Source organism: Halosimplex halophilum (assembly GCF_004698125.1).
Taxonomy (GTDB): domain Archaea; phylum Halobacteriota; class Halobacteria; order Halobacteriales; family Haloarculaceae; genus Halosimplex; species Halosimplex halophilum.
Genome location: NZ_SRHV01000006.1, coordinates 92,077 through 104,239 on the forward strand (window position 1 = coordinate 92,077; position 12,163 = coordinate 104,239).

At 70.2% G+C, this 12,163-nt stretch carries 12 protein-coding genes; 4 read left to right on the forward strand and 8 right to left on the reverse strand.

Features of this window, described 5'->3' with window-relative positions:
• The first annotated feature begins 25 nt into the window (after positions 1-25).
• Both E3328_RS20740 and E3328_RS20745 read left to right on the forward strand, forming a co-directional pair.
• On the forward strand, positions 26-841 hold the full coding sequence (locus E3328_RS20740; RefSeq protein WP_135366563.1) for a DUF7839 domain-containing protein: 816 nt from the start codon (positions 26-28) through the stop codon (positions 839-841).
• 184 nt (positions 842-1,025) lie between these two features.
• Positions 1,026-2,948, forward strand: a complete 1,923-nt coding sequence (locus E3328_RS20745) for a beta-CASP ribonuclease aCPSF1 (RefSeq protein WP_135366564.1) — start codon at positions 1,026-1,028, stop codon at positions 2,946-2,948.
• Positions 2,949-3,012: 64 nt separating this feature from the next.
• Here E3328_RS20745 and E3328_RS20750 read toward each other — a convergent pair whose 3' ends face one another.
• From E3328_RS20750 to E3328_RS20760, 3 genes are all read right to left on the reverse strand, one after another.
• The gene (locus tag E3328_RS20750; protein WP_135366565.1) at positions 3,013-3,645 is read right to left on the reverse strand and encodes a class I SAM-dependent methyltransferase; all 633 of its coding nucleotides are present in this window, start codon (positions 3,643-3,645) and stop codon (positions 3,013-3,015) included.
• Positions 3,646-3,900: 255 nt separating this feature from the next.
• Positions 3,901-5,304 carry a bifunctional metallophosphatase/5'-nucleotidase gene (locus E3328_RS20755; RefSeq protein WP_135366566.1) on the reverse strand — a complete coding sequence of 468 codons (1,404 nt, stop codon included), beginning with the start codon at positions 5,302-5,304 and terminating at the stop codon, positions 3,901-3,903.
• A gap of 55 nt (positions 5,305-5,359) precedes the next feature.
• Positions 5,360-6,577 carry a pyridoxal phosphate-dependent aminotransferase gene (locus tag E3328_RS20760; protein WP_135366567.1) on the reverse strand — a complete coding sequence of 406 codons (1,218 nt, stop codon included), beginning with the start codon at positions 6,575-6,577 and terminating at the stop codon, positions 5,360-5,362.
• Positions 6,578-6,730: 153 nt separating this feature from the next.
• Between E3328_RS20760 and E3328_RS20765 the strand changes: the two genes are divergently transcribed.
• Entirely contained in the window at positions 6,731-8,065 is a 1,335-nt protein-coding gene (locus E3328_RS20765) for a cytochrome P450 (protein ID WP_135366568.1), read from the forward strand.
• Positions 8,066-8,080: 15 nt separating this feature from the next.
• On the opposite strand, the gene E3328_RS20770 is transcribed toward E3328_RS20765, so the two are convergent.
• From E3328_RS20770 to E3328_RS20780, 3 genes are all read right to left on the reverse strand, one after another.
• Positions 8,081-8,476 (reverse strand): PIN domain-containing protein, encoded by a 396-nt coding sequence (locus tag E3328_RS20770; protein ID WP_135366569.1) that lies wholly within the window; start codon positions 8,474-8,476, stop codon positions 8,081-8,083.
• Positions 8,473-8,715: a hypothetical protein gene (locus E3328_RS20775; protein WP_135366570.1), complete on the reverse strand. Its 243-nt coding sequence runs from the start codon at positions 8,713-8,715 to the stop codon at positions 8,473-8,475. The genes E3328_RS20770 and E3328_RS20775 overlap by 4 nt, the downstream gene beginning before the upstream one ends.
• A 62-nt stretch (positions 8,716-8,777) precedes the next feature.
• A complete protein-coding gene (locus E3328_RS20780) occupies positions 8,778-9,476 on the reverse strand; it encodes a hypothetical protein (protein WP_135366571.1) in 699 nt (232 codons plus the stop codon).
• Between the two features lie 74 nt (positions 9,477-9,550).
• On the opposite strand from E3328_RS20780, the gene E3328_RS20785 reads away from it, so the two are divergent.
• The gene (locus tag E3328_RS20785; protein WP_135366572.1) at positions 9,551-10,480 is read left to right on the forward strand and encodes a hypothetical protein; all 930 of its coding nucleotides are present in this window, start codon (positions 9,551-9,553) and stop codon (positions 10,478-10,480) included.
• A gap of 30 nt (positions 10,481-10,510) precedes the next feature.
• Here E3328_RS20785 and E3328_RS20790 read toward each other — a convergent pair whose 3' ends face one another.
• Together E3328_RS20790 and E3328_RS20795 are read right to left on the reverse strand one after the other, a co-directional pair.
• Complete coding sequence (locus E3328_RS20790) at positions 10,511-10,939, reverse strand: DUF7970 domain-containing protein (RefSeq protein ID WP_135366573.1); 429 nt, start codon at positions 10,937-10,939, stop codon at positions 10,511-10,513.
• Positions 10,936-11,775 (reverse strand): ParA family protein, encoded by an 840-nt coding sequence (locus E3328_RS20795; protein ID WP_135366574.1) that lies wholly within the window; start codon positions 11,773-11,775, stop codon positions 10,936-10,938. The genes E3328_RS20790 and E3328_RS20795 overlap by 4 nt, the downstream gene beginning before the upstream one ends.
• Positions 11,776-12,163: the final 388 nt, after the last annotated feature.

Genomic DNA, 12,163 nt, shown 5'->3' on the forward strand with positions numbered 1-12,163 from the left:
TAGTTACCGGACCCGAGTGGGGACGATGCCGAACGACGCGGCCGACCCGGAGGAGTTCGGGGTGCTCCGGAGCAAGCGCAACGCCACGCGGTACCAGATCCTGGTCGAGATCGCCGAGCGCCAGCCGGCGGTCAACCAGCAGGAGATCGCCGACGCGATCGGGATCACCGCCCAGGCGGTCAGCGACTACCTCCAGGACCTGGTCGAGCACGGGTACGTCGAGAAGCACGGACGCGGCCGGTACGAGGTGACCAAGGAGGGCGTCGACTGGCTCATCTCCCAGACGGACGAACTGCGCCACTTCGTCCAGCACGTCTCCGAGGAGGTCATCGGGCAGGTCGAGGTCGAGACGGCGATCGCCACGACCGAAATCGACGAGGGCGAGACCGTCTCGCTGACGATGCGGGACGGCGTCCTGCGGGCGATGTCCGGCGACGCCGGGAGCGCGACCGCGGTCGCGGTGACGGACGCCGAGCCCGGTCGGGACGTGGGGATCACGAACTTCGACGGCGTGGTCGACTACGACCTGGGGTCGGTGACGATCGTCTCGGTCCCGCAGGTCCAGAACGGCGGGAGTTCGGCGGTCGACACCGAGAGGGTCGTCGAACTCGCCGGGGACCACGACCTGCTGGCGGTCGGCGGGGCCGAGGCCGTCGCCGTCGCCGAGGCGACCGACCTCGACCCCGACATCCGGTTCGGGAGCCCCGCGGCCGTCCGGGAGGCCGCCGCGAAGGGACTGGACATCCTGCTGCTCGCGTCGACGGAGCTGGTCTCGGCGCACACCGACAAACTCCGCGACCAGAACCTCAGCTACGAGGTCGTCGACCCGGCGGAGGCCTAGCGGTCCCGGTCGCGGCCGACACTGCTACGCCGGCGGGCGCGCCCGCTCGAACGGCAGGCCGGCCGCCGTCGGACAGGAAGGGAAGATTCTTACTCGCGCTCGAACAGGGTCTATGTATCAGCCCGACAGCCGTCGGGAGTTCCGCGGTTCTTGCGGCGTGTCCGCGCAGATCCGAAGGAAACGCATGAAAACGACACACGATTCACTCGACGAGATACGCGCACGGGTCGACGAAGAGACACCGGACGACATCGCGATCGACAGCGTCCAGTTCGAGGGGCCGGACCTGGTGGTCTACACCCCCGACGTGGAGGCGTTCGCCGAGCGCGACCGGCTCGTCCCGAACCTGGCGAGCACGTTCAAGAAACGCATCACCGTCCGGCCGACCGCCGAGGCGCTCGTGCCCGAGCGGGAGGCCGAGGGAGTGATCCGCGAGACGATCCCGGACGACGCCGGGGTCCAGTCGCTCGACTTCGACGGGTCGACCGGCGAGGTGCTCATCGAGGCCGAGGAGCCCGGTATGGTCATCGGCCGCCACGGCGAGACGCTCGACGAGATCCGGGCCGCGGTCGGCTGGACGCCCGAGGTGGTCCGGACGCCCCCCATCGAGTCCTCGACCGTCTCGAACGTCCGCAACTTCCTCAAGCAGGAGCGCGACGACCGCCGCGACATCCTCGAGGAGGTCGGCCGGCAGATCCACCGCCAGCCGACGGCCGACGAGCAGTGGGTCCGCGTCACCACGCTGGGCTGCTGTCGCGAGGTCGGCCGCGCCTCGTTCCTCCTGTCGACGCCGGAGACCCGCGTGCTCATCGACTGCGGCGACAAGCCCGGCGCCGAGGGCGAGGTGCCCTACCTCCAGGCGCCGGAGGCGCTCGCGGCGGGCCCCGACTCCATCGACGCCGTCGTGCTCACCCACGCCCACCTCGACCACTCGGCGCTGATCCCGATCCTGTTCAAGTACGGCTACGACGGCCCCATCTACACGACCGAGCCGACCCGCGACCTGATGGGCCTGCTCCAGCTCGACTACCTCGACGTGGCGTCGAAGGAGGGTCGGACGCCCCCGTACGACAGCGCGATGGTCCGGAAGGCGCTCAAACACACGATCCCCGTCGAGTACGGCAACGTCACCGACATCGCGCCCGACGTGAAGCTAACGATGCACAACGCCGGCCACATCCTCGGGTCGGCCGTCTCGCACTTCCACGTCGGCGAGGGGTTCTACAACGTCGCCTTCTCCGGGGACATCCACTACCGGGACACGCGCCTGCTCGACGGCGCCGTCAACGACTTCCCGCGGGTCGAGACACTAATCTTGGAGTCGACCTACGGCGGGCGCGACGACTACCAGACCGACCAGGAGGACTCCGAGCGCAAGCTCGAGACGGTCATCAACGAGGCCCACGCGAAGGGCGGGAAGATCCTGGTCCCGGCGTTCGCGGTCGGCCGCTCGCAGGAGCTCATGCTCGTCCTGGAGGAGGCGATGCGCGAGGGCCGGATCCCGACGATGCCGGTGTATCTCGACGGGATGATCCGCGAGGCGACGGCGATCCACGCCGCCTACCCCGACCACCTCCGCAAGCGGCTCCGCGACCGGATCCTCTACGAGGACGACAACCCGTTCCTCGCCGAGCAGTTCCACCAGGTCGACGGCGGCGACGAGATGCGCCGGGACATCACCGACGACGAGCCGGCCATCATCCTGACGACCTCGGGGATGATCACCGGCGGCCCGGTGATGTCCTGGCTGCGCCTGCTGGGCGGCGAGCCGGACAATACGCTGGTGTTCGTCGGCTACCAGGCCGAGGGGACGCTCGGCCGCCAGATCCAGCAGGGCCGCGACGAGATCTCGCTGAACGACACGTCGGGCCGCGGGGCCGACCGGGTCGCCCTGAACATGGGCGTCGAGACGGTCGACGGCTTCTCCGGCCACGCCGACCGCCAGGGCCTGGAGACGTTCGTCCAGACGATGAACCCCCGCCCGGAGACGGTCCTCTGTGTCCACGGCGACGAATCGTCGACCGACCAGCTCTCGTCGGCGCTCTACGAGAAGTTCAACATGCGGACCGTCGCGCCGAAGAACCTCGAGACGTTCCGGCTGGCCTGACAGCCCTCGCCGTCACGCTCGTCCCGCTCCCCTTGAGTCGCCAGTGACCCGACCCCGCGTGTCGTCAGCGACGGGTCGCCGACGACACGCGGAAGACGCGGATGGTGTCGCGGCTGGTGGGCTCGGAGAGCAGCTGGGCGCAGCCGAGGTCGGTGAACACCGCCCGCCAGTCGCGGTGGAAGAGCGGGAACTCGTCGTCGACGCGGCTCACCTCGGCCTCGCCGCGGCCGCGCCGGGGGCTGTTGCCCTCGTTCTCGGCGGTGACCAGCAGGTCGCCCGCGACCCGCGTCAGCTCCTCGAACACCCGCTCGTCGTCGGGGTGGATGTGCTGGAGCGTCTCGACCGAGAAGACGGCGTCGAAGGCGCCGTCGTCGTACTCCGGGAGCAGGTCCTCGACCGCGCCGGTCCGGAAGTCGCCCGTCTCCGCCAGCCGGGGGTAGCGGTCGGCCATCACGTCGAAGGAGTCTGCGTTGATGTCGATCCCGGCGAGGTTCTCGAAGCCGCGGTCGCGGAGGTGGGCGAGGTGGCGGCCGGAGCCGCAGCCGACCTCGAGGATCGCCGCCCCGTCGTCGAGGTAGTAGTCGAACGCGTCGGCGATCGTCTCGCTCACCTCGTTGGGGCCGATCTCGGCGTAGTACTCGGGGGAGTACTTCTCCGAGCGGTCGGCCCAGCCCCGCCTGTTGTCCTCCGGATCCATAGCGGGGCGGTGTCGGTCTCGCAAGTTAACGCCATCGCTCCGCTCGACGCGGGACGCCCCCGGCGACGGGGTCGCGTTCGAATGGGACGAGATCGGGACACGGGGCTGACTCGTGTCGAACGGCTCGTCCCCACGTCGTGCTATCGGGACACGCACTCAAGAAGACCGTGTTCACGCGGATCATCACTGACGGCTCGCCGAGATTCGATCCTGCCGAACTCGCCCGGTCGGCGCCCCTCCCGTTCGCCCGCCGCGTCAGGGACTGTGAGGCCAGTCGCGTTCCGGGACGGCGCCGGGGTCGAGCGTCGGCCGGCGGATCCGTCCGTCGGTCCCGACCTCGAGACCGTGTTCCCGGACGTACTCGACGACGGCCTCGTACTGAGGGCCGAGCGTCTCGACCACGTCTCCCGGGCCGATGGCGGGGAACAGCGTCTCGATCTCCGCGAAGAACTCGGTGGTCGCGAGGGTGTAGGTCCCGTCGGGGTCAACCGGCGCGCCGTCGACGCGCGCTTCCCGGAGTTCCCCGGCCGCGTCGTCCCAGACGACGCTGGCGCCGCTGACGTGGCCGAAGTGCCACTCCGGGAGGTCGTCGGGTGCGGAGGCCAGCGCCAGCCCAGCGAGCGCGTCGCGGAGTCGCTCGCCCCCGAGGCGTATTACAGCGAGATCGGACGAATACGGGACGACCCGGACGAGGTCGAAGGCGGTCACGTCCCCGGAGAGCGGCTCGCGGCGGCGGAACCCGCCGCCCGAGTTCACCGCCACGTCGGCGTCCGCCTTCCAGCGGTGGGCGTCGGTGATCAGGTTCCCCAGCCGGCTCTCGCCCCGCTTGCACGCCGCCATGTCGCAGACGATCGGGTCGTCGGCGGTCCCCGCTACGTCAGCGAGTCCGGTCGCCGCCATCCGGTCGCGGATCGCCCCGGCGACGCCCGGGTGGACGGGCGCTCCGGCTCCCTCGTGGTGGGTCGCAGTCGGGCGATTGCCCTCGAAGGTCACTTCCAGCAGGGTGCGGCCTTCCCCGCCGGGGCGACAGACGAGCGTCCCCGCGACGCGGTCGGCGCGGGGCTCGTGGTCGTGGCCGCCGAGGACGAGGTCCGCGTCGACCGCCCGCGCGAGGGCCGTGTCGTCGCCGCAGTGGGAGACGACGACCGTCCGGTCGACGCCGCGGTCGCGCAGCGCGTCGAGCGCGGTCCGGGCGGCCGGGATCGGGTCCGCGAACTCGACGGGGGCAGCCGCGGGGTTGATCGCGGCGGTCTCGGGGTGGGCGACGCCGACGAGTCCGACGCGTTCCCCGCCGGCCTCAACCACGGTCCAGGGTTCGACGCCCGCGTCCCGGCCGAACCGGGCGCCGTCGCGGGTCGCGTTCGCGCACAGCCAGGGCTGGGGTGAGTCGGCGACGACCGACAGGAGGGCGTCGAGCCCGTGGTCGAAGTCGTGGTTCCCGAACACCTCCGCGTCCGGGTCGACCCCGCGGAAGAAGTCGAGCGACTGCCGGCCGTCGGTCACGACCGAGAGGACGCCCGGGCCGGTGTCGTCCCCGCCGCCGCAGACGAGCGTCGCGTCGTCGCGCAGCTGGTCGACCAGCCCAGCGAGTCGGCCGATCCGCTCGGGGTCGTCGTAAGCCGCCTCGACGTCGGCGTAGTGGAGGACGCGCAGCGGCATCGTCGGTGTGTCGAAGCCCCTGTGCAAAACGGTTCGGGGGTCGACGGCCCGACCGCTACCGATCCGTCGCGTCGGCCTCGACCATCGCCGCGAAGCGGTCCAGCCCGGCTTCCAGCCGGTCGAGCCCGTTCGCGAAGCTCAGGCGGAGGTGTCCCTCGCCGCCGGCGCCGAACGCCGAGCCCGGCGCGGTCACGACGCCGCGGTCGGTGAGCAGCCGCTCGGCGATCTCGGTGTCGGTCCCGGACAGCGCGCTCACGTCGACGAACGCGTAGAACGCGCCCTCCGGCGGGGCGACCGAAACCGCCGGGATCCCGTCGATGCGGTCGAGGACGTACGCCCGCCGCTCGGCGAAGGCCTCGCGCATCTCGTCGACGGGCTCGCGCGGGCCGGTCAGCGCGCCGAGGGCGGCGTACTGGGCGGGCGTGTTGACGCAGGAGGTCGTACTCTCGCGGATCTTCGTCACCTGGCCGACCACGTCCCGGGGGCCGGCGAGCCAGCCGACTCGCCAGCCGGTCATCGCGTAGGCCTTCGAGACGGAGCCGACGGTGAGCACCCACGACTCGCGGTCGATGCGGTCGGCGACTGCCGCGGTCCGGGGCGGCCGCTCCGCGTAGGTCAACTGGCGATACACCTCGTCGGCGAGGACGAAGGCGTCGTGGTCGGCGGCCGCCCTGACGACGCGCTCGACCGCCGACTCCGGGAACACCCGTCCCGTCGGGTTCGACGGCGAGGTGAGGAGAACGACCGCGGTGTCGGGACCGATCGCGTCGACGATCCGTTCCGGGTCGGGCGCGAACCCCGCCCCGGCGGGCATCGGCACCTCGACGGGCGTGGCGTCGGCGAGTTTCGCCTGCGAGATCGGATTTGGCCACGCCGGCGTCGGCACGACGACCTCGTCGCCGGGATCGACGACCGCGTGAATGGCGAGGTGCAGCGCCTCGACGCCGCCGGTCGTGACGACGACCCCCGAGCCCGGGTCGGGTCTCGGCCCGCCGTCGTCGGCGAGGTGGTCGGCGACCGCGCCCCGGAGTTCCCCGATGCCGGCGTTGGCGGTGTAGTTCGTGTGCCCGGCGGTCGCAGCCTCGTGAGCGGCCGCGACGACATGGTCCGGGGTGTCGAAGTCCGGCTCGCCGAACTCCAGGTGGACGAGGTCGCCGTCCTGCTCGGCCGCCAGGTCGAACATCTCGCGGATCCCCTGGGGTTCGACCGCCCGGGCCCGCTCGGAGACGCGACTCGGCCCCGAGTCGGGACCGGTGTCGGCGCGCTCGGTCATCGGTCGGATCCTCCGCCGTGAGCGGCAAGTACGTTGGGATGTACGGAGCGACGGCCGTTCGGACGGACCGCGCCGACCGCTCGGCCCCGTCCACTTAAATCGCCGAGTATCCACGCGGCAACGCCGATTGGGCCGGCGGTCCGACGACCGGATATGAGCAGGACGACGGGAGACGCGCCGCTCGCGCCGAAGCGTTCGGGCGTGCCGCTGGTCGGGAGCGCGGTCGTGTTCGCCCGCGACCCCTACGACTTCTACGATGACCTCGCCAGTCACGGCGACGTGGTGCGGTTCTCGATGGGCACGTACGACATGGCGACGGTCCTCCACCCCGACGGCATCGAACAGGTGCTCGTCGACGACTTCGACCGCTTCCGCAAACCCGACCTCGCGGGCGGCGTCGACGCCCTCGCCGACGGCCTGCTCCTCTCGGACGGCGAACAGTGGCGCCGGCAGCGAACGGGCCTGCAGCCGCTGTTCTACCGCGAGCGCGTCGAGACCTACGCCGAGACGATGGCGACCTACGCGGCCGCCGCGGCCGACGAGTGGGCGGACGCCGACGCCGTCGAGCTCCCGGAGGTGACCTCGACGTACACGCTCCGGGTGCTCGGGAAGACGCTGTTCGGGATCGACGCCGACGAGTACCGCGACGCGGTGCGAGCGGGCGCGGAGGCCATCCTCGAACGCACCAGCCGGAACCCGGTCGCCACCGAGATCCCCCAGTGGGTGCCGACGCCCGCGAACCGCCGCTACGGGCGGGGGATCGAGCGGCTCGACGCGGTGATCGACGAGTTGCTCGCCGAGCGCGACCCCGACTCCGGTCGCGAGGACCTGCTGTCGCTGCTCGTCGAGATGGGGAGCGACGGCGACCTGGACGAGTCGGAGATCCGCAGCCAGCTCGTCACCTTCCTGTTCGCGGGCCACGAGACGACCGCGACCGCGCTCACGTGGGCGCTCGCCGAACTCGGCCGGAGGCCCGACGTGGCAGAACAGCTCCGCGCGGAGGTCGACACCGTCCTCGACGGCGACTGCGCGACCCTCGCCGACCTGTCCGACCTGGAATACACCGAGCAGGTCCTCCGGGAGACGCTGCGGCGGTACCCGCCGGCGGCGGCCATCTTCCGGGAGACCGACGGACCGGTCACCGTCGACGGCTACCGCATCCCCGCCGACACGTTCCTCACCCTGCCGCAGTTCCACGTCCACACCGACGAGCGGTGGTGGGCGGACCCCCTCGAATTCGACCCGAGCCGGTGGGACGACGTCGACGACCCGCCCGGCGACCGCCCGGAGTACGCGTACTTCCCGTTCGGCGGCGGCCCGCGCCACTGCATCGGGATGCGCTTCGCGCGCATGGAACTGCGACTCGCGCTGGCGACCGTCGCGAAGCGGTGTCGGATCGTCGACGCCCCCGACGACATCGCGGTCGCCGTCGGGTCGACCGTTCATCCGGACGGTCCCGTCGAGGTCACGCTGGAACGACGAGAGTGAGTCCTGCCCGGCCTGTCAGTACGTCTCGACCGGGACGCCGAGCGTCTCGAAGTCGTCCACATTGTCGGTGAGGACGGCGTCGTCGAGGATTTCCGCCATTGCCGCAATATATGCGTCGTTGCTGCCGATCCCCGTCGGCGCCCCGGCTTCGTCGTCGGCTGCTGCAAGCAGTTCGCCTGCCGTGCGCGCCACCTCCTCGTCGATATCGATCCGCGGATAACCGAGCAGCCGGTTGCGGACTTCTGCTTCGGTCGTATCGCTGCGGGCCGTCGTGACGCCGTAGTACGTCTCCGCGACCACTGGTACCGGTAGCCACTGCATCTCCCCCCGTTCGACGAGTTCGCTCCCCTTCTCGAAGGCGTCGGGGTCCTCGGCCATCAGGTCGAACAGGTACGAGGAGTCGAGTATCATTCGTCGTCGTCCTCGAAGGCCGCTCGCGCGGCAGCGAAGCGGTCGGCGTCGCGGCCGCGCAGGTCGTCGACGGCCGCCTTCGCCTGCTCGGCCTCCTCGCTCGTCAGGAGTCCCGCCACGTCGTCGGGGTTCGGCCCGCGAGTCATCCGGCGGAGCGTCTCCTCCATCGTCTCGTCGGGTCGCTTGTGCGCCGAGAGCCACTCGTGGTACTCCTCGGAGACGCGAATCGTCTTGACCATGTCGTATATTCGGATATATGGTACAAAGAGCGTTTCGGCCGTGACGAGCGTCGCCCGGTGGACTACTCCTCGCTCTCGCGACCCCTGAACGCGCGCTGGCCGGCCATGACCGAGTCGCCCGTCCGTTCGACGGCGACGGTTCCCGCGACGGCGTCGGATTCGCGGGTGATCCGGGCGATCTGGCTGGGGAGGTTGACGACGGCGGCGAGGAGGATGACGGCGGCGACGGCGACGCCGGCCGGGAGGTACAGCAGGTCCGTGAACGCGGCGACGACGCCGACGCTCAGGGCGAGCGTGCCGGCGACGGTCCCGAGGATGGCCAGCGTCACCAGCAGCGCCTTCCGGAAGTTGGTCCGCTGGTTGTGCCGGATCCAGTCGGCGTAGCTGTCGACGAGCCGCTCCAGCGCGGCGGCCTCCGAGGCGTCGCACATCCCCGACAGTCCGTCGGGGTCGGCGCCGACGCGCTGACCCGCGGTGGCGTAGGTCAACCCCGCGGCGGCCGCCGAGAGGACGAACAGCGCGACGCCCGCCCCGACCGGCGGGTTCAACACGCTTCCGACCGCCGTCACGTCGCTGGCGCCCGCGACGGAGAGCACCGAGAACAGGACGCCGACGACCGCGACGTTCAGCCGGAACACCGACAGCGCCTTCGCGTCGATGTCGTCGAGCGTCGACAGCTGCGAGTTCAGCGTCCGCTGGGCCTCTTCCCGAGCGATCCGCAGCGATTCGACGTTCCCCTCGTCCGGCGAATCACCTGACATGTAATCCGTTTGTTCCTGGCATCGTGTAATACTATCGTCGCAACCGTTTTGTGACAGCCGAGCGGACACTCCGTATGGAGATCCCCGAATCGGTCCGGGACGACATCGAGTCGCGAGCGAACGTCGTCGGGACGGCGGTCGGTCCCAAGCGCGTCGGCGACCGGAAGACCGACGAGGAGGCGCTCATCGTGCTCGTCTCCCGGAAACTCCCCGAGGCGCAGCTCTCTGAGCGCGACCGGATCCCGGAGGAGATCGAGTTCGACGACACGACGTGCAAGACCGACGTGCAGGAGGTCGGCGACGTGCGGACGCAGGCGGCCGCGGAACCCGGGGAGCGGTACGACCGCGAGTGCCGCTGGCGGCCGGCGCCGGCCGGCGTCTCGTTCGGCCACGTCGAGACCACCGCGGGGACGCTCGGCAGTCCCCCCCTCGAAACGGAAGACGGGACCACGGTCGTCCTGACGAACGCGCACGTCGCGGCCCCGATCGGGGTCGCCCAGCCGGGCGACGACGTGCTCCAGCCCGGCCCGGCCGACGGCGGGACCGACGAGGACGTCGTCGGGTCGCTCGTCGAGGGCAGCGAGATCGTCGCCGGCGAACCGAACACGACGGACAGCGCCATCGTGGAGGTCGACCCCGACGACTTCGAGGATTCGATCCTGGGTATCGGCGAGTTCGCAGGGTTCACCGAGCCGTCGACGGACGCGACGTTCACGAAGAGCGGGCGGACGACGGGCGTGACGACGGGGGACCTGCGCGGTCGGGACGCCCGCATCAGGGTGCGGGGGTACCACGAGGAGCCGACGCTGTTCACGGGGATCGACGTGTTCGGACCGATGAGCGCCGCCGGCGACAGCGGCAGCCTGATCGGGGTCGAGGGCGAGGACGGGTTCCGCGCGACGGACCTGCTGTTCGCCGGGAGCGACCGGACGACGCTGGCGGTCCCGATGGACGCTGTCGAGGCCGAACACGGTGAACTGACGCCCGCGGCCGACGAAAACTGAAAAACGAGGTGAGGTGACCCGTTCGGCGGCTCAGCTCCAGCCGTAGCCCCACTCCTCGAGTTTCGCGAGGACGAGTTCCGGGTTCTCCTGGGCGACGGCCATCGCGGCCTCGGTCACGTCCGTCTTGTACACGTCCTCGCCGAGCTCGGCCTCCATCTCGGCGACGAGGTCGTCGATGCCGGCCTCGACGTGGTCGCGCAGGAACACCGGCCGCTGGGTCCGGCCGTCCTTGACGCCGTCGCGGGCGTGGATGTACGGGAGCGACCCGCGCTGGACGCTCTCGCGGGTCGAGTCGACGGCTGCGGTGTCGGTCGTGCCGGCTGTCTCGGGTTCACCGGCCACTCCGGTCGTCTCGTTCGCACCGGTCCCGGCTTCGGACGCCGCGGTGTCCGTCTCGTCGGCGTCGGTGCCGTCGTCGGGCTCCTCGGCGAACGGGTCGTCGGTCGACCCCTGTTTCATGCTTCCACCGCCTGGGTCTCGCGGATGCGCTCGGCGAGCCGTTCGACCTTCTCGATCGTCTCGAGCTCGTGGTCGCGCTCGCGCTCGCGGTGCTCGTCGATATAGCGAAATGCGGTACATTGCTCGGCCCAGCACCCTTCCAGTAGCGACGACCGCTCGCGCAGCCGGATCGGGATCTCCCAGCCGTCGGCCTCGATCTCCTCGAGGAACCGGTCCTGGTCGTTCATCCCCTTGTAGCGGTTCGGGACGACCGCGAGGACGCCCACCTCGATCCCGAGCTGGTCTTCGAGCCCGCCGACCAGCTGGTCGAGGCCCTGGACGGACTCGTAGCCCTTCCCGCTGGGCTCGAAGGGGATGACGAGGTGGCGGGTCGCGTGGATCGCGTTGTGGAGTTTGATGTCGGCGGTCGCCGGCGGGTCGACGATGAGCGTGTCGTACGCCTCGTGGACGCCCGCCTCCCGGAGCACGCGCAGCAGTTGCTTGTTCGGGTTCCACGACTCGCCGAAGTCGGCGGCCTCCTCCTCACGGCGGCGCAGGTGTTTCGACGCGTACTCGAGGATGTTGTGCGACGGGACGATGTCGATCCCCTCGCTCGTCCGGATCAGGTCCGCGAAGTCGCCGCGCGGGCGGTCGATCATGTGTCGCAGGAGGCTGTCGGCCTGGTCGTCGTCGCGGTCGTCGGCCACGTCAAGCAGGTACGACAGCGACGCCTCCTGGGTGTCCAGGTCGACGACGAGCACGTCGCGACCGGCGCGGACCTCCGCCTTCGCGAGGTTCGCGGCGAGCGTCGTCTTCCCGACACCGCCCGCCTCCGAGTACACCGTGTAGGCCAGCATATCCGGCCCGTCGTCCCAATCAGCTATAAAACTTAGTCAGACGGTATAGCTGAGCGGCTTAGCTAAGTTGGGGGGCTATCCCGTCCGGTCGCATGTATCGGAACCGACCGGCAGAAGCACTAACTGCGCTCGATGGGCTATGAAGTCGGTGTTCTATGGGGTTTTGGATCGTCGTCGAACGCTTGCCGCTCAGCTCGCAGTCGTGGACGAGCTGAGCTAGACAGATGAGTTAATTGGATGAGCTAAGTGGATAGGCTAAGTGGATAAGTTAATTAGATAAGCCAATTAGATAAGTTACTCAGGTGCGCTGCTCGGGTGCGCTTCTCTGTGGGGTGCTCGGGACGAGTGAGCTATCTGGATTAGCTCAGCTACTTGGCTATACTTGTTG

Bases quoted from the DNA above. Each gene is read 5' to 3' on its own strand.
- E3328_RS20745 (WP_135366564.1), top strand. From the start codon at position 1,026: ATGAAAACGACACACGATTCACTCGACGAGATACGCGCACGGGTCGAC.
- E3328_RS20750 (WP_135366565.1), bottom strand. From the start codon at position 3,645: ATGGATCCGGAGGACAACAGGCGGGGCTGGGCCGACCGCTCGGAGAAG.
- E3328_RS20780 (WP_135366571.1), bottom strand. From the start codon at position 9,476: ATGTCAGGTGATTCGCCGGACGAGGGGAACGTCGAATCGCTGCGGATC.
- E3328_RS20765 (WP_135366568.1), top strand. From the start codon at position 6,731: ATGAGCAGGACGACGGGAGACGCGCCGCTCGCGCCGAAGCGTTCGGGC.
- E3328_RS20760 (WP_135366567.1), bottom strand. From the start codon at position 6,577: ATGACCGAGCGCGCCGACACCGGTCCCGACTCGGGGCCGAGTCGCGTC.
- E3328_RS20790 (WP_135366573.1), bottom strand. From the start codon at position 10,939: ATGAAACAGGGGTCGACCGACGACCCGTTCGCCGAGGAGCCCGACGAC.
- E3328_RS20755 (WP_135366566.1), bottom strand. From the start codon at position 5,304: ATGCCGCTGCGCGTCCTCCACTACGCCGACGTCGAGGCGGCTTACGAC.
- E3328_RS20795 (WP_135366574.1), bottom strand. From the start codon at position 11,775: ATGCTGGCCTACACGGTGTACTCGGAGGCGGGCGGTGTCGGGAAGACG.
- E3328_RS20770 (WP_135366569.1), bottom strand. From the start codon at position 8,476: ATGATACTCGACTCCTCGTACCTGTTCGACCTGATGGCCGAGGACCCC.
- E3328_RS20785 (WP_135366572.1), top strand. From the start codon at position 9,551: ATGGAGATCCCCGAATCGGTCCGGGACGACATCGAGTCGCGAGCGAAC.
- E3328_RS20775 (WP_135366570.1), bottom strand. From the start codon at position 8,715: ATGGTCAAGACGATTCGCGTCTCCGAGGAGTACCACGAGTGGCTCTCG.
- E3328_RS20740 (WP_135366563.1), top strand. From the start codon at position 26: ATGCCGAACGACGCGGCCGACCCGGAGGAGTTCGGGGTGCTCCGGAGC.